The following is a 21,617-nucleotide window of genomic DNA, read 5'->3' on the forward strand; positions in this document are numbered from 1 at the left end:
CTTTCAGGATGTCGGCCACAGGGAAGTGATCGCTACTCCGGTGTGAGTGACAAGCGCGGCGAAAAGTTTGATGTGATTGGCGATCTTGGCAGCAAGCCAGACAATCGGGCTTCCTCCTGCAACCACGCAAAAAATGCCCGCACCGGCGGATGGCGTTCACGACCCGGTACGCACAGCGCGCTGTAGCCGGCGCCATTCACCTGAATGTCACTCCGGTAAGCCACCAACAAACCACTGGCCACGCTCTCGGACACCAGGATATTGCTCGCCAGCACCAGGCCTTGTCCGGCGATCGCTGCTTGCAGCGCGTAATGCTCTTCGTCGTATTCGCGGACCGCCGGGTTTGCCGTCAGCCAGGTTTCTGCTGACTGCGAGCACCACGCTTCCCAGCCATGGGCGTACAGCTTCGAGTTGTGCCAACGCACGCTGATCAACGTCGGTGCCCGGATGCTGGCCTGTGCAACCTGTTCCGGCGAGCCATAAACGCCGAACGATTCATCGAACAGGCACAGGCCATAAAGGTTCGGGTAGTCATCGAGGCTATAGCGCACCACCAGATCGACGCTGGCGTCCTGATGCAAATCGATGACTTCGCAATGGGTGTCCAGCCGCACGCTGATGTTCGGATGCCGGGCGTAAAACCGCCCCAGTCGCGGTACCAGCCACAAGGCGGAAAAAGCGGCGGTGGTGGAGATTGTCAGGCTGGTGCCGCTGCGTTGCGGGCGCAAGGTGTCGACGCTTTGCGCCACTTCCAGAAAAGCGCCGTGCAGGCTGTGGAACAGACGCTCGCCGCATTCGGTCAGGCGCACTTGCCGTGGCAGTCGCTCGAACAGCGGCACGCCGAGCCAGGTTTCCAGCGAGCGGATCTGGTGGGAAACCGCCGTTGGCGTCACCGACAGTTCTTCGGCGGCGGCCTTGAAACTCAGCAGGCGTGAGGCGGATTCGAAGGCGCGCAGGGCGGTCAGTGGCAGCGAGGCAAACATTGAACACTCCATGGATGAAATGAATTCATCCAAGCTGATTTTTGCTCATTTGAGGCGAGACGGTCGCGAGCACAAGCTGCATGCCACACGCCGTTTGAGTTTAGTCCTCAGGAGTTTCAGATGAACACAATTCTTGCCATTCACGCCAGTCCACGGGGCGAACGTTCCCACTCCCGTCGCCTGGCCGAAGTGTTTCTCGGCGCTTGGCAGGTCCGCCATCCGCAAGCGCAACTGACTCGTCGCGAAGTCGGACGGGCGTTGATTCCTCCGGTCAACGAAGCGTTTGTGGCCGCCGCGTTTTACCCCGAGCCCGAGGCGCGGCCGCTGACGATGCAGGCCGACCTCGCGTTCAGCGATGAACTGGTCGCCGAGTTGCTGGGCCACGATCTGCTGCTGATTTCCACGCCGATGCACAACTTCAGCGTGCCCAGCGGCCTCAAGGCGTGGATCGATCAAATCGTGCGGCTCGGGCTGACCTTCAATCACACGCTGGACAATGGTGTCGCGCAATACGAGCCGTTGGTGCACGGCAAGAAAGCGCTGATCGTCACCAGCCGTGGCGGGTTCGGTTTCGGTCCCGGTGGTGAACTGGAAGCCTTGAACCATGCCGATACGCTGTTGCGCACGGCGCTGGGGTTTATCGGCATTACCGACGTGACTGTCGTGGCCGCCGAGGGTGAAGAATCCGCCGAGCGCACCTTCGAGATCTCCGTCGCTGAGGCCGAGCAGCGTTTGCTGACGCTGGCCAGGGAGTTCTAGATGGCCTGGGTGTTTTTGCTGATTGCCGCCGGGTTCGAAGTCACCTTTGCCATGGGCATGAAGTATGCCGAAGGCTTCACCCGGCTCTGGCCGTCACTGATCACGGTAGTGGCGGCAGTGGGCGGGATTTACTTCCTGACCCTGGCGATGCGCGAATTGCCGGTGAGCATCGCTTACCCGATCTGGACCGCTATCGGTTCGCTGGGCACGGTGTTTCTCGGGTTTGCGTTGCTCGGCGAAAGTCTGACGGCGGTCAAGCTGGTATCGGTCGGATTGATCGTGGCGGGGGTGGCGGGGCTGAAATAGAGCGGATGTCATAGACTGGTCGTCGAGCTGTCACATTCGATGTCGATGCTGGGCTGATGTCTTGTATTCAGCCTTGCGTCACCTCACCGATCACAAGGACGTTTGCCCATGTCGCAAGGTTCTGCCACGCGTTATCCGTTGGTGCTGGTCCCGGGAATGCTCGGGTTTATCCGTCTGGTGCTTTATCCGTACTGGTACGGGATCGTGGAGGCGTTGCGCCAGGGAGGGGCGACGGTGATTGCAGTTCAAGTGTCGCCGCTGCACTCGACTGAAGTGCGCGGTGAACAATTGCTGGCCCGGATCGATGAAATCCTGCGCGAAACCGGTGCCGAGAAGGTCAACCTGATCGGCCACAGCCAGGGCTCGCTGACCGCCCGTTATGCCGCCGCCAAACGCCCGGATCGCGTGGCTTCCGTGACCTCGGTGGCAGGCCCCAATCACGGCTCGGAACTGGCGGACTACTTGCACAAACATTACCCGGCGGACAGCGCGAGGGGGCGGCTGCTGGCGTTTTTTCTTCGGATCATCGGTGCGTTGATGAGTTTGCTGGAGACGGGTTATCGCGGGCCGAAGCTGCCGGTGGACATCCACGCGTCCCATGAATCGCTCACGACGGCGGGTGTGGCGTTGTTCAACCAACGTTATCCACAGGGCTTGCCAGAAACATGGGGCGGGCACGGGCCGGAAGAGGTCAATGGCGTGCGCTACTACTCGTGGTCCGGCACGTTGCAGCCAGGCAAGACCGATCGCGGGCGCAATCTGTTCGACGGGACCAACCGCAGTTGTCGGCTGTTTGCCAAAACCTTCGTGCGTGAAGTCGGGCATTGCGACGGGATGGTCGGGCGTTACAGCTCACATCTGGGCACGGTGATTGGCGATGAGTATCCGCTGGATCACTTTGACATCGTCAACCAATCGTTGGGGTTGGTGGGGAAGGGGGCCGAGCCGATCCGGTTGTTTGTGGAGCATGCGGCGCGGTTGAAGGCGGCGGGGGTTTAGCCGTCAGACCGCATTATCGTTCTTAGCGGGCAAGCCTCGCTCCTACAGGGACAGCGCATGAACTGTAGGAGCGAGGCTTGCCCGCGAAGGCGCCATGTCAGGCGACGCTAACCTTGCGTCCCAACACCATGGTCCAACGCTCCGAAACAATCACCCCACCCAACGTCAACATCCCGCCCACCAGGTGATACATCGCCAATTGCTCATGCAACACCAGCGCGGCAATCAGTGCGGTAATCACCGGCAGTAAATTGAAAAACAGCGTCGTCCGGCTCGGTCCCAGACGCACCACGGCCTGCATCCATGCCAGCGGCGCAACCATCGACGCCAGCAGGCAGGCATACAGAACCAGCGGAATGTTTTGCAGCGTCGGACCGATTTTCGGCGACACGGCGAACAACGGAAACAGCACCACCACCGCCACCCACACCTGCAGATACAACAACACCAGCGGCGGCAAACGCAGCTGCCATTTTTTCAGCAGCGTGCTGTAAATCGCATAGGCCAGCGTGGCGATCAGCATCATTGCATCGCCCAGGTTCACCCCGTGCTCAAGCAATGCACTGAGGCTGCCGGACGACACCACCACCAACACACCGCCAAACGACAACACCGCACCGGCCAGCGCGCCGGCGGTCAGGCGCTGGCCCAGGCTGACGATGGCCATGGCCAGCGACATCAACGGCATCAGCGACAGGATGATGCCCATGTTAGTGGCGGAGGTCAGCGTCGCCGCGAAGTACGCCAGGCTCTGATAAACCGCCATGCCCAGCACGCCGAGGATGAAAATCTTCCCCAGGTTCGGGCGTATGGCCGACCAATGGGCGATCACCGGTTTGAGCATAAAGGGCGTGAACAACAATCCGGCCAGCAGCCAGCGGTAAAAACCGATCTCCGCCGGGAAGATCGCCCCGGCCGACATTTTGGTGATCACGGTATTGCCAGCCCAAATGAAAATGGCCAGCAGGGGATAAGCGTATTGCATCAGGAACAACCAGAACGTTAATGAGGGAGAATTATCGCCTGTCCGGATGCAAGCCTATACTGCGATCCAGACAACCTGACCCTGATGACAGACAGCATGAGCAGCAAACACATCGACCTGCTGGATTTCAGCGAATTGCCCGCGCCGGTGTACTTCCGCTACGCCGACTTCAATAGCCACGAATATGCCTCGGCCCACCGTCACCCCTGGGGTACTCTGGAGTATTCGGCCAACGGTGTGTTGCACATGGAAATCGGCAGCAGCCGTTTCATGTCGCCGCCGCAATATGCCGTGTGGGTGCCGCCGCAGATCGAGCACAGTTTCTACAGCAATCAACCGATCAACTACCGCGCCGTCTGCCTGGCGCCGGCGCTGTGCCACGAGCTGCCGAAGCAGGCCTGCACCCTGGCGATCAGCGACATCCTCAAGGCAATCCTCAAGGACTTCGCCGCCCGTGACGTGAAGATTCCCGAGCAAGAGACCGACCAACGCCTGGCCCAAGTGCTGGTGGATCAGCTGCAGCAGGCGCCCATCCACCAATGCTACTTGCCCTACGCCAGCAGTCCCGGGCTGCTCGGGATTCTGGAAGCCTTGCAGGTTGAGCCCGGAGATAACCGGCCACTGTCGGCATGGGCCGAGCAGATTCACGTCAGCGAGCGCACCCTGGCGCGGCAGTTTGTGCGCGAGTTGGGCATGAGTTTCGGCGAGTGGCGGCAGCGTTTGCGTTTTCTGGCGGCGATCGAAGCACTGGACAGTCATCGCAGCATTCAGGAAATCGCGTTCGACATGGGCTACAGCACCGGGTCGGCGTTTATCGCCATGTTCCAGCGCCAGGCCGGGTGTACACCGGAGCAGTATCGCCGAAGCCATCTGCCGGGCAGGAAGCTGTAACAGGCTTTGTCTACACTCCAGAACGAGGCCGTGCCCCTCGGTGCGGCAACAAGGAGAAAACTCCATGACGATGTTGCGTGTCCCTTTGTTGATGATCGGTTTGCTGCTCTGCTCCCAGGGCTTCGCCGCCACTGCCCAACAGAACAAGATGACCACCTGCAATGCCGACGCTACCGCGAAAAGCCTCAAGGGCGATGAGCGCAAAGCCTTCATGAGCACCTGCCTTAAAGCCGCGCCAGCCGCCAATGACGAGAAAGCCTTGACCCCTCAGCAAGAGAAGATGAAAACCTGCAATGCCGATGCCGCGACCAAGGCCCTCAAGGGTGATGAGCGCAAGGCGTTCATGAGTGATTGCCTGAAGAAAAAATAAACGGATTTGCGGGGATTGTGAGGGCCCCATCGCGAGCAGGCTCGCTCCCACAATGGATCTGCATACACAGGACAAATGTGGGAGCGAGCCTGCTCGCGATGAGGCCGGCCAGAGCGCTGCAGAAATCGCCTCTGCCCCCGACCAAGGTCGCCCCACACAATCCCTAGTGCTGACACCCGAACGCTGGCAGACTGCCAATCCTTTTACGCCGTTCGTTTTGAGGCTGTATGCCAACGTTTTCTCAACGCCAAGTCTTGCTGCTCATCAGTTGGGTCATCATCTTTGGTGGTTTGCTGCTGGTGATTCCGTTGCGCTTGCTGCCAAGCCTTCTGGCCGGTCTGCTGGTGTTCGAACTGGTCAACATGCTCACCCCGCAATTGCAGCGACTAATCGAAGGTCGGCGTGCGCGCTGGCTGGCGGTGGCGTTACTGGGGACGTTGGTGGTCAGTGTGCTGACGCTGATCTTCGCCGGCGCCTTCAGTTTCCTGCTGCATGAGGCGGAAAACCCCGGCGCTTCCCTCGATAAATTCATGCTCGTGGTCGACCGCGCTCGCGGTCAGTTGCCGCCGTTCATCGACGCCTACCTGCCGGCCAGCGCCGCCGAGTTTCGCGTGGCGATTGGCGAGTGGATGAGCAAACACCTCAGCGACCTGCAACTGGTGGGCAAGGACGCGGCGCACATGTTCGTGACGTTGCTGATCGGCATGGTGCTCGGCGCGATCATCGCCCTGCAACGGGTGCCGGACCTGACCAAGCGCAAGCCGCTGGCCGCCGCACTGTTTGATCGCTTGCACCTGCTGGTCCAGGCGTTCCGCAACATCGTGTTCGCACAGATCAAGATTTCCCTGCTCAACACCTTCTTCACCGGGATTTTCCTGGCGGTGGTCCTGCCGATGTTCGGCATCAAACTACCGCTGACCAAAACCCTGATCGTGCTGACCTTCCTGCTCGGCCTGTTGCCGGTGATCGGCAACCTGATGTCGAACACGCTGATCACCATCGTCGGTTTGTCGCTGTCGATCTGGGTGGCGGTGGCTGCGCTGGGTTATCTGATTGTTATCCACAAGCTCGAATACTTCCTCAACGCGCGCATTGTCGGCGGGCAGATCAGTGCCAAGTCGTGGGAGTTGCTGTTGGCGATGCTGGTGTTCGAGGCAGCGTTCGGCCTGCCGGGGGTGGTGGCTGGGCCGATTTATTACGCGTATTTGAAGAGTGAGTTGAAGCAGGTGGGGATGGTTTGATCCGGTCGATATTTATTGCCTGTTCTGACGCCTTCGCGGGCAAGCCTCGCTCCTACAGGGTTTGTGTCGTTCACCGATAATGGTTACGACACCAAACCTGTAGGAGCGAGGCTTGCCCGCGAAGGGCTCACCTCGGTTTTGGATCAGTCCATCGGCCCATAACGCTTGGCCGCTTCAATCGCCAAACCACTGCCGATGCTGCCAAAGATGTTGCCTTCCACATGCCGCGCATTCGGCAACATCGCCGAGACGCTGTTGCGCAATGCCGGAATCCCGCTCGAACCACCGGTGAAGAACACCGTATCCACCTGATCGACCCGCACGTTGGCGTCGTTCAGCATCTGGGTCACGCTGTTGCGCACGCGCTCCAGCAAGTTGTCGATGGCCGATTCGAACAACGCCCGGCTCAACTCCACGCTCAGGCCCGGCTCGATGCGGTCCAGCGGCACATGGCGGCTGTCGGCGTGGGTCAGCTGGATCTTGGTTTCTTCCACTTCCATCGCCAGCCAGTGCCCGGCGCGTTGCTCGATCAGCTTGAACAGACGGTCGATGCCGCCGGTGTCTTCGATGTCGTAGCGCATGCTGCCCAAGGCCAGGGTCGACTTCTGCGAGTACACCGAGTTGATGGTGTGCCAGGTCGCCAGGTTCATGTGGTGGCTGGTCGGCATGTAGGCACCACTCTTCATCCGGCTGCCGTAGCCGAACAGTGGCATCAGGCCTTGCAGGCTCAACTGCTTGTCGAAATCGGTCCCGCCGATGTGCACGCCGCCGGTGGCGAGGATGTCCTCGTGACGGTTGTCGTGGTTGCGGCGCTCGGGAGACAGGCGCACCAGCGAGAAGTCGGACGTACCACCGCCGATGTCGACGATCAGTACCAACTCTTCCTTTTCGATGGTCGACTCATAGTCGAACGCTGCCGCAATCGGCTCGTACTGGAACGACACATCCTTGAAACCGATGGCGCGGGCCACGTCCACCAAGGTGTTTTCCGCTTCCTGGTCAGCCATTTCGTCGTCATCGACGAAGAACACCGGACGACCCAGCACCACTTCATCGAACTCGCGACCAGCGGCGGTTTCAGCACGTTTCTTCAACTGACCGATGAACAACCCGAGCAAGTCCTTGAACGGCATCGCCGTGCCGAGAACGCTGGTGTCGTGCTTGATCAGCTTGGAACCCAGCAGGCTCTTGAGCGAGCGCATCAGCCGGCCTTCGTAGCCTTCCAGGTACTCGTGCAGCGCCAGACGGCCGTACACCGGGCGGCGTTCTTCCATATTGAAGAAGACCACCGAGGGCAGGGTGATCTTGTCGTCCTCCAGCGCGATCAGCGTTTCCATGCCGGGGCGCAGCCAGCCGACGGTGGAGTTGGACGTGCCGAAGTCGATACCACAGGCACGGGCTGGAGATGCGTTTTTCATGTCTATCAGGTTCCGGTTAAAAAACGGCCGCGCAGTGTATGCCAGTGCGGCGCAGATTCGAAGGCCGACTATCCGCTAAATCTCGGTAATTAGCGCCTTGATAAGACGGCCCGATGCCCCAAACTTGTCTGCATTGGCCCTGGCAGCCATTGGGATGGTAAAAAGAACCGCCCGCCGCTGCCGATAAACTTCTGATACGCGCCCCGGTCACAATCTTGAGATCGGTCAACCCTGCGGCTGCCAATGAGCGCATGCTGCCGGTGACGGCGCGATTTTGATAATGGATGGTGATTCCACGATGGACTTCAAAGACTATTACAAGATTCTCGGTGTGGAACCGACCGCGGACGATAAGACGATCAAGGCGGCTTATCGCAAGCTGGCGCGCAAATACCACCCCGACGTCAGCAAGGAAAAGGACGCCGAGTCCAAATTCAAGGACGCGTCCGAAGCCTATGAAGCGCTGAAAAGCGCCGACAAGCGCGCCGAATACGACGACTTGCGCAAATACGGCCAGCACGGCCAACCGTTCCAGGGCCCGCCAGGTTGGCAGGGGCGTGGCGGCGGTGGTTTTGGTGGTGGTCAGGACTCGGGCGATTTTTCGGACTTCTTCAGTTCGATCTTCGGTAACCGTGGTCCTGGGTTTGGTGGTGGAGAGTCGCGCCGCAGTGCCGGACGTCGAGGGCAAGACGTGGAAATGGAACTTGGGATCTTTCTGGAAGAAACCCTCTCGAACGAATCGAAGAAGGTCACGTTCCAGGTGCCGCAGTACAACGCTGCCGGCCAGCACGTCAGCAACACCAGCAAAAGCCTGAACGTGAAAATCCCCGCCGGCGTGACCGACGGCGAGCGCATCCGCCTCAAAGGCCAGGGTGCACCGGGCATCGGTGGTGGCGCCAACGGCGACTTGTTCCTGATCATTCGCTTTGCGCCGCATCCGAAGTTCGACGTCGAAGGCGAGAACCTGATCATTACGCTGCCGCTGGCTCCGTGGGAATTGGCGCTGGGCACCGAAGTGGCCGTGCCTACACTGACAGGCAAGATCAACCTCAAGGTGCCGGCCGGTAGCCAGAACGGCCAGCGTATGCGTGCCAAGGGCCACGGCTTGCTGAACAAGGCCGGTCAACGCGGTTATCTGTTCGTGCAATTGAAGGCGGTCATGCCAAAAACCTCGAGCGATGAGGTCAAGGCGTTGTGGCAGGAACTGGCGAAAAAAGCCGCATTCGACCCGAGAGAAAACTTCTGATCCAAGAGACGGAGTAGCCCATCATGAGCAACCCCCTGATCGTTCAACTGGACATGGCAGAATTCTGTGAGGCGACCGATTTGTCGGACGTCTACGTGATCGAAATCGTCGAGCACGGCATCCTCGAACCTCAGGGCAAGCAGCCCAAGGATTGGCGTTTCACCGATTATGAGCTGGCGCTGGCCAAGCGTGCCGCGAAGCTGCGGCACGACCTGGAGCTGGAGTGGGAAGGCGTCGCCCTGGCGCTCGATCTGCTTGAAGAGGTGCAGCAACTGCGGGCCGAGAACCGGATGCTCAAGCAGCGGTTGGCGCGGTTGGTTGTCGAATAGCTGAAGCCAATTCGATTCCTGTAGGAGCCGGCTTGCTGGCGATGAACGATGATGCGGTGAGTCAGACAGACCGCGTTGCCCCCATCGCCAGCAAGCCGGCTCCTACAGTTCATGACCGTGCACGGCGGTCTATCTCGGCAACACCACGGTAAACAGCGTCCCATCAGTTTCGTTCGAACTGACCTCGATCGTCCCGCCGTGCGCATCGACCACTTCCTTGACGATGAACAACCCCAGGCCAAGGCTGGTGGACGGCTGGCCGAGTTCTTCATCGGCGCTGCGTACCAGCGGATCGAAGATCGTACCGATCGCCTCCTCGGGTATCGGCGCTCCAAAGTTATGCACCGTTAGACGAACGGTGTCTGGTTCGCCGGTGAGGGTCACTGTCACATCGCGTTTGTTCGACCCATGCTGCAACGCATTGCCGATCAGGTTTTGCAGCAGTTGCGCCAGGCGTCCGGCATCCCACACGCCTGTCGTGTCGCCCTCTGTATGAACCGTCGGATCGCATTCGGGATTACCGGCACAGGCTTCGGCAATCGCGGCGTGGGCGGCATCGGCCAGGTCCATCGGCTTCGGTTCAATCGGCAGGCTCTTGCCCAGGCGACTGCGCACCAGCTCCAGCAAATCGCCGACCATCACCGCCATATGCCGCGCACCGCGCTTGATGTTGACTGCGCAAGCCAAGGCATCGCCTTCAAGCGTGGTTTTGCGCATCAGCATTTCGGTGGACAGGCTCACGGCCTGCAAGGGGGCGCGCAGGTCATGGCCGAGAATAGCCAGGAAGATATCCCGCGAATGATTGACCTGTTCGGCATAGGCCGCCGTGGATTCGGCAAGGGCTTCATCGATGGCTTCGTTGAAACGGATCATGTCCTGGAAGTAAGCGAGGTCCGGTGATTCCAGACTGTTGACCCACAACCGGATCACACAGGCACGCAGGTGACGGAATTCGCTGGTCATCTGCATCAGATCGAAGCCCACGGTATGGCGCAGTTCACCATGGCTGGCGCCGGCTTCGTCCAGGCTCGGGGTTTTCTCCGGACCTTCGCCCCTGGCCTTGGCGAGTTGCTCGCTGGCGGTTTGCGCGGTGGTCATGTCCCGCGCTGCTGCCAACAGAATTTCCCTGGCGTGATCACGCAAGGCCACTCGATCCATATTTTCGGCCGCCGGGGTAATCGTTCTGGCGAACTGCTCCCATTCATCGACGATACGGTCTACGTGTTGCCTGATGAATTCGGATAGGCGCATGGTCGGTTTCCTGATGGCAATCCGAGGCATCTTAGCCCCTTTGGCACCCCCTAAAAACTACCACTGCGCCGGCGACCATTTTTTGGTGGCCCCAGGGTGCTAATTAAATATTTTTTAGATCCTGAAATTAAATGCATTGTTGGGCTGGCGCGGTTTTCCAAGTGGTTTTTTAAGCTTTTGTTTTTAATCGCACTCAATAGTCTGGTGGTTCTTTTCATCGCATAAGGATTTGCGAAATGAACGAACTATCGGACGCTCCGGCGTTGCAAGTTATTACCGGGCATGGAAGAAGCAAAGCCAATGTTCATCATGATTATCTGCTGGGCAAACTGCCTTCGCCGCTAAAAGACGCACCTGTTTCGCGACTGCTTACGATGGCCGATTCGACCGCGGATTTTCCACAGTGGTATTTGAATGCACGCGCCATCGACCGTCAGTACCTCAAGCAACTGACGGATGAGCGCTGGCGCCTTCAGGTCCCGTTGGACGACGTGTTGGAGAATGTACAGCGGGACATTCTTGCCTTTGCCGAACCTTTGCTCGTTAAAACATTAAAGGACCAGCTGAATCTGGATCTGGACGTCAATGCGACGCTCATTCGCCTGTACATCCCGGCAAAACTGGGCTTTGGCATTGATACCAATGCCAGTCGGCTCAGGCAATCGACGTTGCTGGAAGCGGCGCTTCACAATTTCGAGGCGCCTGAAACGCAGGCCGGTGCGTTTCGCGATGGCTCCGGCATCTTCACCCGGGACCACGAAAACGAGTTACAGCGGCATGCGCTGAAGGTCGAACAATTCGCGGCCCTGTGCCGGACGCTTGATATCGGCGCGCACTATCAGCGTCACATCAAGGCAGCACTGATGCCCGAAGATATCGCGGCCAAGGCAATAATCGAGCGGCACTGCATGGCCAGTGAAAAAGCCATCTTCAACGAATCTGCGCTGATTGCGTATTTGAAAAACGACATCAGTTCCTATGGCTACGGGAAACTTCAGCAAATTCGTGACAATGAAAAAGGCATTGCGTGGAATCATCGTCCTTTGCAATGCCATCGACTTTCGTTAATGGGCTTCAGGATGTCCGGCATCCTGTTGTTCAGTGCAGTGGCAGACCCCACTGAAGTTAAAAGAATTTACGACAGTCTGGTTCCCCGGCACCAACGCACACTGATGGAATGGTCCAGGCGTTTGACGCTGCTACCGGGCCAGGAGTTTGAGCAGTTCAAATTACTCGAAGCGTTTTTCGCCAATGGCCCCAGCGGTCTTGTCGAAGCCACTTTGCAAAGGGAGGATGGTTTTCAACAAAGCCGTCTCGACGGGACGTTGATCGTTTATGTCCCGGATGATCCTGACCATCCCTTCAAAGAGTATGCGTCGCTCACGGACTTCATGAAGGCGCTTTCGAGTCAGTTGCGCTCGCCGGACTATCAACAGTTTTTCAGCCGATTCGTGGCACAAAAAGACCATGGCAAATTCTTTGCCCGGGTTCGCGAGCGTTTCACCACGTTCATCTGGACGCAGCGTGAGCCGTTGGACATGGGGCCGTGGTGGCGAGAGACCGCGGTTGAAAACGCCAACGCAGAGCCCATCACCAACATCATTACTGGCGATCTCTGGCCGCAGATCGGTCGCTGGCGCAGGGACAAGGCGATTGCGGATGCGCGGCACATCGCGGTGCCGACCGACGATGAAGACGCGACCACCCGCTGGAATCGGTTGACCGGTTATCTGAGCATCGGCTGGAACGTGTTCAACTTCGGCGCGATGTTGGTTCCTGGCCTGGGCGAAGCGATGTTGGCGGTCATGGTCGGGCAGATGCTGTTCGAAACCATGGAGGGTATCGAGGCGTGGAGCAAGGGCGACAGGGACGAAGCGGCGGCCCATCTGACCGGTGTCATGATCAATTTTGCGCAACTGGCAATCATGGCGGCGGGGCATGTGTTGCCCGCCGGTGCGGCGGCGTCGGTCAAACCCTCGGCCTTCATCGATCAGTTGCAAAAGGTTGAGTTGCCTGACGGCAAGACACGCTTATGGAAGCCAGATCTGTCGCCCTACGCCCATGACCTGACGTTGCCGAAAGCGGCGACGCCAGGTGAGCTGGGGCTGTTCCGGCACAGCGAAAAAACCATCCTGAGGCATGAAAACAAGTACTTCGAAGTCAGAAACGACCCACTCACGGGGCAGCCTCGCCTGCAACATCCGGATCGGCCGCAGGCGTATCAGCCCACACTCGAACACGACGGTACGGGTGTGTGGAAGACCGAACTCGACCGACCTGTCGAGTGGGACAAAACCACGCTCATGCGGCGCCTGGGGTTGGCGGTCGAGGATTTGTCCGAGGCCACGCTGGAGCAGATTCGTATTGCCAGCGGTGTCGAAGAAGGCTTGTTGCGCCGGCTGCATGTCGTCAACGAGCCACCGCCAGCGCTGCTGACCGACACGATCGAACGCTTCAAGATCTGGGCTGATGTGCAAAAGCTGCCCGGGCAGATAATGCTTGATGAGGTTCCCGAAGCGTTCATCGAGCAGGTGCCCCGTTTGCTGGTCGAACTGCCGCGATGGCCTGAGCAAAAAAGCATCGAGATTTTTGACGGCGCCGAGCAGTCGGGGCGCTCGATCAAGTACGGCAATCTCGACGCATCGCCGGCCAATACGCTGACGATAAACCGTGCCGAGGTCGGTGCCGGGAAACTTCCGGAGCTTGCCGTGAAGTTTGTGAACGAGGCCGACATCCATGCGATGTTCGGACAGGGCATTTCTACTGACGAGCGCATCCGCATCGATGCCTTGAAAAACAAGCTCGCGGGGCGGGCAGGCAGTCATCCGGGACCTTTGTTTGACGCGCTCAATCGCCGTTTGCAGCAGACAGACAACCGGCAGGTGCTGGCGCTCCAGGACGCGTTCAGCAACCTCCCCACGGTGATCGCCCGTGAGTTGCTGGCCGACATCGAACCGCAAGACTTACTCGGTATCACCGAGTCTTCGCGCATCCCCTTGCAGCTCAGTGAACGCACGCGGCTGGCCTTGCGCACGTTACGCGCCGCACGTGCTTACGAAGGGCTTTACCTCGATGGCGCGTACGGTGTCGATAGCGAGCGATTGGCGTTGCACTCGTTGCAAGTGTTGCCCGACTGGCCCGCAAACGTACGGATCGAAATCCGTGAGTCTTCATTCGATGGTCCGTTGCGCGACAGTGTCGGCCCGGCAGATGCCGCCGTTCGCCGAATCCTTGTCAGCGAGGACGGTCAGTACCAGGCCCGCGATGCCGATGATCTGCATCTGCATGGGGCCGATGACCTCTATGCGTCTGTGTTGCATGCCCTGCCTGATGCTGAGCGCAACGCGCTGGGGTACCAGATCAATCAAGGCACGACGCTCAAGCGCGCCATTCAAAAAACGCCATTGCCACGTGACAGGTTCAACGCGCTTCTGGCGGATAACCCTGTTCGAAAACCTGCGTACGATCCAGCCACGATGCGTCTGCGTGGGGGCATGCGCGGGATGGCTCAAGGTCTGCGTCGAGTTCAGGGGCAAGTAACGCCGCAAGAGCGGGTCCGCGTCGTTCGCCCAGGATGGACGGAGGCAGAAGCACAGTCCTATCTGCAAGCGGGGGGCCGAGATGTCAGTCCTGAACAGAGGGCGAGCGACCTCGAAGCGGAATTCAATCGGTTGAACACCCATTTCCAACGCTGGCTGAAATCACCGACCGAGGCATTCCGCTTTACGCCCGCCGGCATCGCCGAATGGCAGTCCAGAAACGCGGTGTACAAAGCGGTCAGGGAATGTTGGCAGCACACCGGCTTGCGCGATGTGGACTCGTACGGCGAGTTGCGAGGCTTCGTGCTCGACCTCGAGAACCTGCCGTTGGGAGGGCGTCTGCGCACCATGCCCACACTGGAGGGCAACTTCGATCACGTCACCCGCCTCAATCTGACCCTGACCGAATTGACCGACGCGCAGGTTTCCTTGCTCGATCATTTTCCGCGATTGCGCTCGCTCAACATCAACGGCAATTCGCTCACCCGGTTTCCTCGTGCCATCGGCCGCATGCGCGCGCTGACGGAGCTGAACCTGCGCGCAAACCGCATTGTCCTGGATGCGCAAGGCGTCGCAGACCTGTGCAACTTGACGAGGCTTCAGATCCTGGACCTGCACAGCAATCCCCTCGGCCAGGTTCCGGATATTGGCAGCATGCGCATGTTGCATACGCTTATCCTGGCCGATACCGGCATTCGGACCTGGCCGGACGGGTTATTCGCGCAGCCGCGGTTCCGGCATTTTTACCTGGACATGCAGCGCAACGAAATTACCTATGTGCCCATGGTCACGCGTGGCTCGGTCCAGGCGGAATTGCTGGCGCGCACGGTGTTGAGCCGGGAAACGGATTTTTTGCCGGCCTTCAATCTGCAAACGCTCAGGGAGTACATCGCGTCCGTCGGCATGGACCCCGATCGACCCTATCCACCTCGCGGCGTGCGCGACAGTCTGGACTGGGAAACCGGCATGACCCGGCCGGAATGGGTGGCCAAACAGGAGGTGTGGAACAGCGTCGAGGACGAGATCGGTTCGGTCGGTTTTTTCAACGAGATTCGCAAACTCACTGAATCGGGGCATTTCAAGCACGACCTCGGGTTTCGGGTCGACATGACCGCCAAGGTCTGGCGAATGCTCGATGCGATGTCGAAAAATACCGAGCTGCGGCAAAAACTCTTCACCCTGACCACCGTGCCCACGGCGTGTGTCGATGCCGGCGCGCAGCTGTTCAACGCCATGGGGATGGAGGTGCTGATTCATGAGGCCTATGAACTGGCCAATCCCGCGCTGGTGGAGGGTGAGCTGGTGTCGCTGGCGCGGGGCAAGTCACGTCTGGATGAACTAAGCAGGATTGCGCGAAAAACGATTTCCGAGCGGGAGGCGATGGGTGAGGAATTCAGGCGCGTCAATGCGACGGGCGAGGTCACCGGCACGATTGATGAGGTTGAAGTTCACCTGGCATTCATGACGGACCTTGCCGACCGGTTGGACCTGCCCTGGCAGTCGCGAAAAATGCAGTTCAGAAAAATCGCCGGCGTCACGAACGCGATGATCGAAGATGCTTTCCAGCGTGTACTTAACCTTGAGGCGGGTGAATTGCTCGACGATTTGCTGATCGAGCAGCCGTTCTGGTCATCCTACGTGGAGGGCTCCAACCGGGCGGCCATCAAAGGTTTCAGACGGCGGATTGAAGCCACGATCGAGTTCTACTCAGCGCTTGAAAAACGAGCAACCGACACAACGCTTTCCCTTGAGCAAAAGGCTCGCTTGAAGGAAGAGCTCAGGGTGCTCGGCGCTGAGTTGAACAAACCGGAAAGTGAGTTTGCGCCGGGACGGGTCATGACCGAAGCGCAATACGCCGCCGAACTGGAAGTCATCGACGAAGACAAGAAAGCCTTTATCAAAACGTTCACACGCCAGGCAATCGAACGGGCAAAACTGCAACGGGTAGAAATCCCTTTCGCCGTACAGCCGAACAGTTGATCGCTTCTGTTTTACGCCGGAGCCAGGCACGCCAGGCTCCGGTGATTTGGCCGATTAAAACAGGAAGTAACGCTGGGCCATCGGCAGCACATCCGCTGGCTCGCACCAAAGCAGAACGCCGTCGGCCTTGACCTGATACGTCTGCGGGTCGACATCGATACTCGGCAGGTAGTCGTTGTGGATCAAGTCGGTTTTCTGCACGTCGCGGCAGCCTTTGACCACAGCGATTTTCTTCTTCAAGCCCAGTGCTTCGGGAAGTCCTGCCTCCTGCGCCGCCTGGCTGATGAACGTCAGGCTGGTGGCGTGCAACGAGCCGCCGTAGCTGGCGAACATCGGGCGGTAGTGCACCGGTTGCGGCGTCGGAATCGAGGCGTTGGCATCACCCATCAGGCTGGCCGCAATGGCACCGCCCTTGAGGATCAACGTCGGTTTGACCCCGAAAAACGCGGGGCGCCACAGCACCAGATCGGCCCATTTGCCCACTTCGATTGAGCCCACTTCATGGCTGATGCCGTGGGTGATCGCCGGGTTGATGGTGTACTTGGCGATGTAGCGTTTGGCGCGGAAGTTGTCGTTGCCTTCGCCATCCCCCGGCAGTGGGCCGCGCTGTTTTTTCATCTTGTCGGCGGTCTGCCAGGTACGCGTAATGACTTCGCCGACGCGGCCCATGGCCTGGCTGTCGGAGCTGATCATCGAGAACGCGCCGAGGTCGTGGAGGATGTCTTCGGCGGCAATCGTTTCGCGGCGAATGCGGCTTTCGGCGAAGGCCACATCTTCGGCAATGCTCGGGTCCAGGTGATGGCAGACCATCAACATGTCGAGGTGTTCGTCGATGGTGTTGCGGGTGAAGGGCCGGGTCGGGTTGGTCGAGCTTGGCAGCACGTTGGTAAAACCGCAGGCCTTGATGATGTCCGGTGCGTGACCGCCGCCCGCGCCTTCGGTGTGGTAAGTGTGGATGGTGCGGCCCTTGAAGGCGGCGAGGGTGGTCTCGACGAAGCCGGATTCGTTGAGGGTGTCGGTGTGGATCGCCACCTGCACGTCGTACTGATCGGCCACCGTCAGGCAGTTGTCGATACTCGCCGGGGTGGTGCCCCAGTCTTCGTGCAACTTGAGGCCGATGGCGCCGGCCTTGACCTGCTCGATCAACGGCTCCGGCAGGCTGGCGTTGCCTTTGCCCGTCAGGCCGATGTTCATCGGGAAGGCGTCTGCCGCCTGAAGCATCCGCGCCAGGTGCCACGGTCCGGAGGTGCAAGTGGTGGCGTTGGTGCCGGTGGCCGGGCCGGTGCCGCCACCGATCATGGTGGTGACGCCGCTCATCAGCGCCTCTTCGATCTGCTGCGGGCAGATGAAGTGGATGTGGGTGTCGATGCCGCCGGCGGTGAGGATCATGCCTTCGCCGGCGATTACTTCAGTGCTGGCGCCGATGGCGATGGTGACGTTCGGTTGCACGTCCGGGTTGCCGGCCTTGCCGATGCCTGCCACGCGCCCGTCCTTGAGGCCAACGTCGGCTTTGACGATGCCCCAGTGGTCGATGATCAGCGCGTTGGTGATCACCGTGTCGACGACTTCGGCGGCCAGCAGCTGGCTTTGGCCCTGGCCGTCGCGGATGACTTTGCCGCCGCCGAATTTCACTTCTTCGCCGTAGGTGGTGAAGTCTTTTTCCACCTCGATCCACAGCTCGGTGTCGGCCAGGCGGACCTTGTCACCGACGGTGGGGCCGAACATGTCGGCGTAGGCTTGACGGGAAATCTTCATGTGCTTGCCTTAGGAATTAATTGAATGGGAGATCGCATTCGCGGGCAAGCCTCGCTCCTACAGGGTTCGTGCTGCGGACGACACATGACCTGTAGGAGCGAGGCTTGCCCGCGAAGAGGCCGGTACAGGCTGCACATGACTTACAGGTCACCCATGACCCGCCCGGCAAACCCGAACACCCGGCGATGCCCGGCCAGGTCCACCAGCTCGACCTCGCGGCTCTGCCCCGGCTCGAAGCGCACAGCAGTGCCGGCGGGGATGTTCAGGCGCATGCCGCGACTGGCGGCACGGTCGAAAGTCAGGGCATCGTTGGTTTCGAAAAAATGGTAGTGCGAGCCGACCTGGATCGGGCGGTCGCCACTGTTGGCCACTTTCAGGCTGACGGTGCGGCGGCCGACGTTGAGTTCGATGTCGCCGGGCTGGATCTGGTACTCACCGGGAATCATCAATGGGCTCCTTGGAGAATCTTGTAGTAGAGGGCGGTCGGCTTGTAACGACCGCTCGGGTCGCAGGCGTAGTCGGGAATTTCTCCCGCACGGGTGTAGCCCAGAGCCTTGTAGAAATCCTCGGCCGGGGAACCGGCTTGGGTGTCGAGGTAAAGCATGCCGCGCTTGTGCTGGAGCGCGGCCTGTTCCAGGGCGTTCATCAATTGTTGGCCCAACCCGCGGCGGCGCGCGTGTTCACGCACCAGCAGCTTCTGCACTTCGGCGCGGTTCAGGCCGTTGGCTTTCTGGCACAAAGTCAGTTGCACACTGGCCTGTACTTGCTCGTCCTTGACCACCACCCACAGCAGCACGTTGCCCTTGTTCAACTCCTCTTGAACGCCATCGAACCAGGCGCGTGCCTGTGTGGCATCCAGATCGGCCATGAACCCGACACTGGCGCCATAGCTGACCGCGTCGAGCAGCAGATCAATCAAACCCTGACGATAATGCGCAAAGCTTTCAACATTGACGCGGCGCAGTTGGGCGGCGTTCATCGGGCATTACTCCTTGTTGGCGGGCGGCGGCTCCGCGCCAGGATTGAGGGTCAGTTGCATGAAGGTCAGGTCCAGCCAGCGGCCGAACTTGGTGCCCACCTGCGGCATCTGCCCGGTGATCACGAAGCCGACGCGTTCATGCAGGCGGATGGAAGCGGCATTGCCGCTTTCGATGGCGGCGACCATCACATGCTTGTCGCAGCCTTTGGCACGCTCGATCAACACGTCCATCAATTGCGGACCCAGTCCATTGCCGCGTTGATCGCTGCGTACGTAGACCGAGTGCTCGACGGTGTGGCGGAAACCGTCGAACGGTCGCCAGTCACCGAATGAAGCGTAGCCGAGTACGTTGTTATCGCCGTCGACGATCACCAGGATCGGATAGCCCTGGGCTTGCCGGGCGCTGAACCAGGCCTGGCGGTTGCCGAGGTCCACGGCTTGTTCGTTCCAGATCGCCGTGGTGTTGAGCACGGCGTCGTTGTAGATGTCGCGGATCGCCGGCAGATCGGCGTGCACCGCATCGCGGATGTGGTAAGTCATGGCGCGGCCTCAGGCGATGGGTTGGTGGACGGTGACCAGTTTGGTCCCGTCGGGGAAGGTGGCTTCGACCTGGATCTCCGGGATCATTTCCGGGATGCCTTCCATCACTTGTTCGCGGCTGAGCAGGGTGGTGCCGAAGTGCATCAGCTCGGCCACGGTCTGGCCGTCACGCGCGCCTTCGAGCAGCGCTGCGGAGATGTAGGCCATGGCTTCCGGGTAGTTGAGTTTCACGCCGCGCGCCAAACGCCGCTCGGCCACGAGGCCGGCGGTGAAGATCAGCAGCTTGTCTTTTTCGCGTGGGGTCAGGTCCATCGTTTGGAATCCATAATCGGCAGATTAAAAAATCACTACAACCTCTGTAGGAGCGAGGCTTGCCCGCGAATGCTGCGCCTCGGTTTAACTGATTGACCGCGTTATCGTTCTTCGCGGGCAAGCCTCGCTCCTACAGGGGGATTGTGTTCAGGTGCTCCATATTCTGGGTGGCAGGGCTTCTCGACTGAGCAACGCAGGCCTGAGCAATCGCCACAAGTCAATCAACCAGCCTCGCGCCAACAGCGCCTCGCTGGCCAGGCACCGAGCCACCAACAGGCCCGGCAACTGGGTCAAATCCCCGCGTACGTCATTGGGCAGCGAGCGACAGGTTTCCAGCAGTTCACTGTCAATCTCCCCCGTCACCAACAACGTCGCAAACACCGGTTGCCCGTCCAGGCCAATCGGCGAATCGAGCAACCCGTCATCCCCGACAATGCGCTGGCGTTCGTGCCAGAGCAACTGGCCATCGCGGCGGATATCCAGCTGCGCCTGAAAATGCCCGAGTTCAAAGCGCTCGCCACTGGCCGGACGACCCAGCGCCACCACGTCCCAGTAGAACAGGCGCGCATCACCTTCCAGATCAATGGCGGTGCGCAGTTCGGCTTGAGCTGCGCTGAAGATAATCGTCTCTTGTGGCAACCATTCCAGTGTCGCGCCGGCCGCCACCTTCAAATTCAGCTGCTGATAAGCCGGCCCTGCCGCGCGATACCACTTGGCCGCGCCGGGGCTGGTGATTTGTGCCCACGCATCGCGGCCAACGCTGGCGCTGATGTCCAGCCGATCACCGCCGGCAATCCCGCCGGGCGGATGCACGATGATGTGCTGGCAAACCTCGGGCCCCTCGGCGTACAGATGCTTTTGCACCCGCAACGGCCCTTTATGCCGACGCTGAACCGGGCGTGTGCTGTCGCCGAATCGGGCATAGCCCAGTTCCAGCTCGGCATGCCAGCTAGGCGTGAACAGCGTTGTGTGGGCAGGTAAATTCATGATGTCTAATTATCGTTAGGACGCTACAGATTAGATCGTAACCAAGCCACGCACACCCTCGGCTTCCATATTTTCGCCGCGACCCTGCTGCACGATCTCGCCGCGGGACATCACCAGGTATTGATCGGCCAGTTCAGCGGCGAAATCGTAGAACTGCTCCACCAGCAGAATCGCCATGTCGCCGCGCGCCGCAAGCTTCTTGATCACCGCGCCGATCTCCTTGATCACCGACGGCTGGATGCCCTCGGTCGGCTCGTCGAGGATCAGCAACCGAGGCCGGCTGGCCAGCGCCCGGCCGATTGCCAGTTGCTGCTGTTGGCCACCGGACAGGTCACCGCCGCGTCGTTGCTTCATTTGCAGCAACACCGGGAACAGCTCGTAGATGAACGCCGGGACTTCTTTCGCTTCGCTGCCCGGAAATCGCGACAGGCCCATCAGCAGGTTTTCCTCCACCGTCAGCCGACCGAAAATCTCGCGGCCCTGAGGCACGTAAGCAATTCCAGCATGCACCCGCTGGTGCGGCTTGAACGTGGTGATCGGTTTGCCTTCCCAGTTCACCGCGCCTTCTTTGGCCGGCAGCAAACCCATCAGGCATTTGAGCAGCGTGGTCTTGCCCACACCGTTGCGCCCGAGCAGGCAGGTGACTTCACCGACCTTCACGTCAAACGTCAGGCCGCGCAGGATGTGGCTACCGCCGTAGTACTGGTGCAGCTTGTCGACTTGCAGCATTTCTGAAATCTCCTCAAT

The 21,617-nt window shown here is 59.9% G+C and carries 20 protein-coding genes; 9 read left to right on the forward strand and 11 right to left on the reverse strand.

All coding sequences use genetic code 11. From position 1 onward, the window contains the following. Positions 1-32 precede the first annotated feature (32 nt). Positions 33-995, reverse strand: a complete 963-nt coding sequence (locus IB245_RS05835) for a LysR substrate-binding domain-containing protein (RefSeq protein ID WP_225609800.1) — start codon at positions 993-995, stop codon at positions 33-35. Positions 996-1,103: 108 nt separating this feature from the next. Here IB245_RS05835 and IB245_RS05840 point away from each other — a divergent pair, with 108 nt between their 5' ends. The 3 genes from IB245_RS05840 (at position 1,104) to IB245_RS05850 (ending at position 3,047) form a co-directional block, all read left to right on the forward strand. Next, on the forward strand, positions 1,104-1,742 hold the full coding sequence (locus IB245_RS05840) for an FMN-dependent NADH-azoreductase (RefSeq protein ID WP_192226944.1): 639 nt from the start codon (positions 1,104-1,106) through the stop codon (positions 1,740-1,742). Continuing rightward, entirely contained in the window at positions 1,743-2,048 is a 306-nt protein-coding gene (locus IB245_RS05845) for a DMT family transporter (RefSeq protein ID WP_008031171.1), read from the forward strand. Between the two features lie 108 nt (positions 2,049-2,156). Beyond that, positions 2,157-3,047, forward strand: a complete 891-nt coding sequence (locus IB245_RS05850; protein ID WP_192226945.1) for an esterase/lipase family protein — start codon at positions 2,157-2,159, stop codon at positions 3,045-3,047. 97 nt (positions 3,048-3,144) lie between these two features. Here IB245_RS05850 and IB245_RS05855 read toward each other — a convergent pair whose 3' ends face one another. After that, positions 3,145-4,032, reverse strand: a complete 888-nt coding sequence (locus IB245_RS05855) for a DMT family transporter (RefSeq protein ID WP_008045208.1) — start codon at positions 4,030-4,032, stop codon at positions 3,145-3,147. Between the two features lie 96 nt (positions 4,033-4,128). Between IB245_RS05855 and IB245_RS05860 the strand changes: the two genes are divergently transcribed. The 3 genes from IB245_RS05860 (at position 4,129) to IB245_RS05870 (ending at position 6,534) form a co-directional block, all read left to right on the forward strand. Beyond that, complete coding sequence (locus tag IB245_RS05860) at positions 4,129-4,923, forward strand: AraC family transcriptional regulator (RefSeq protein ID WP_192226946.1); 795 nt, start codon at positions 4,129-4,131, stop codon at positions 4,921-4,923. Positions 4,924-4,987: 64 nt separating this feature from the next. Then, a complete protein-coding gene (locus IB245_RS05865) occupies positions 4,988-5,293 on the forward strand; it encodes a PsiF family protein (protein WP_192226947.1) in 306 nt (101 codons plus the stop codon). A 227-nt stretch (positions 5,294-5,520) separates the two neighbouring features. Further along, positions 5,521-6,534 carry an AI-2E family transporter gene (locus tag IB245_RS05870; protein ID WP_008038685.1) on the forward strand — a complete coding sequence of 338 codons (1,014 nt, stop codon included), beginning with the start codon at positions 5,521-5,523 and terminating at the stop codon, positions 6,532-6,534. 143 nt (positions 6,535-6,677) lie between these two features. On the opposite strand, the gene IB245_RS05875 is transcribed toward IB245_RS05870, so the two are convergent. Beyond that, positions 6,678-7,952 (reverse strand): Hsp70 family protein, encoded by a 1,275-nt coding sequence (locus IB245_RS05875; protein WP_192226948.1) that lies wholly within the window; start codon positions 7,950-7,952, stop codon positions 6,678-6,680. 298 nt (positions 7,953-8,250) lie between these two features. On the opposite strand from IB245_RS05875, the gene IB245_RS05880 reads away from it, so the two are divergent. Both IB245_RS05880 and IB245_RS05885 read left to right on the forward strand, forming a co-directional pair. Beyond that, the gene (locus IB245_RS05880) at positions 8,251-9,198 is read left to right on the forward strand and encodes a DnaJ C-terminal domain-containing protein (RefSeq protein WP_008038686.1); all 948 of its coding nucleotides are present in this window, start codon (positions 8,251-8,253) and stop codon (positions 9,196-9,198) included. A 23-nt stretch (positions 9,199-9,221) separates the two neighbouring features. Beyond that, positions 9,222-9,527: a chaperone modulator CbpM gene (locus IB245_RS05885; protein ID WP_008038687.1), complete on the forward strand. Its 306-nt coding sequence runs from the start codon at positions 9,222-9,224 to the stop codon at positions 9,525-9,527. Positions 9,528-9,656: 129 nt separating this feature from the next. Here IB245_RS05885 and IB245_RS05890 read toward each other — a convergent pair whose 3' ends face one another. After that, positions 9,657-10,778: a sensor histidine kinase gene (locus tag IB245_RS05890; protein ID WP_192226949.1), complete on the reverse strand. Its 1,122-nt coding sequence runs from the start codon at positions 10,776-10,778 to the stop codon at positions 9,657-9,659. 236 nt (positions 10,779-11,014) lie between these two features. Here IB245_RS05890 and IB245_RS05895 point away from each other — a divergent pair, with 236 nt between their 5' ends. Further along, positions 11,015-16,297, forward strand: a complete 5,283-nt coding sequence (locus IB245_RS05895) for a dermonecrotic toxin domain-containing protein (RefSeq protein WP_192226950.1) — start codon at positions 11,015-11,017, stop codon at positions 16,295-16,297. Between the two features lie 54 nt (positions 16,298-16,351). Here the strand turns inward: IB245_RS05895 and ureC are convergent, their stop codons facing one another. The 7 genes from ureC to urtE all read right to left on the reverse strand — a co-directional run bounded on the left by ureC (position 16,352) and on the right by urtE (position 21,599). Further along, the gene (ureC, locus tag IB245_RS05900; RefSeq protein WP_008031192.1) at positions 16,352-18,052 is read right to left on the reverse strand and encodes an urease subunit alpha; all 1,701 of its coding nucleotides are present in this window, start codon (positions 18,050-18,052) and stop codon (positions 16,352-16,354) included. Positions 18,053-18,192: 140 nt separating this feature from the next. Beyond that, positions 18,193-18,498, reverse strand: coding sequence for an urease subunit beta (locus tag IB245_RS05905; RefSeq protein ID WP_192226951.1), 306 nt, complete (start codon positions 18,496-18,498; stop codon positions 18,193-18,195). Then, positions 18,498-19,031 (reverse strand): GNAT family N-acetyltransferase, encoded by a 534-nt coding sequence (locus IB245_RS05910; RefSeq protein WP_192226952.1) that lies wholly within the window; start codon positions 19,029-19,031, stop codon positions 18,498-18,500. The genes IB245_RS05905 and IB245_RS05910 overlap by 1 nt, the downstream gene beginning before the upstream one ends. 6 nt (positions 19,032-19,037) lie before the next feature. Beyond that, complete coding sequence (locus IB245_RS05915; RefSeq protein ID WP_192226953.1) at positions 19,038-19,571, reverse strand: GNAT family N-acetyltransferase; 534 nt, start codon at positions 19,569-19,571, stop codon at positions 19,038-19,040. A gap of 9 nt (positions 19,572-19,580) precedes the next feature. Then, a complete protein-coding gene (gene ureA, locus IB245_RS05920; RefSeq protein ID WP_007907366.1) occupies positions 19,581-19,883 on the reverse strand; it encodes an urease subunit gamma in 303 nt (100 codons plus the stop codon). A 147-nt stretch (positions 19,884-20,030) separates the two neighbouring features. Beyond that, positions 20,031-20,870 carry an urease accessory protein UreD gene (locus tag IB245_RS05925; protein ID WP_192226954.1) on the reverse strand — a complete coding sequence of 280 codons (840 nt, stop codon included), beginning with the start codon at positions 20,868-20,870 and terminating at the stop codon, positions 20,031-20,033. Between the two features lie 30 nt (positions 20,871-20,900). Next, complete coding sequence (gene urtE, locus IB245_RS05930; RefSeq protein WP_008031204.1) at positions 20,901-21,599, reverse strand: urea ABC transporter ATP-binding subunit UrtE; 699 nt, start codon at positions 21,597-21,599, stop codon at positions 20,901-20,903. Positions 21,600-21,617: the final 18 nt, after the last annotated feature.

The organism is Pseudomonas sp. PDM02 (genome assembly GCF_014852285.1).
Lineage (GTDB): Bacteria > Pseudomonadota > Gammaproteobacteria > Pseudomonadales > Pseudomonadaceae > Aquipseudomonas > Aquipseudomonas migulae.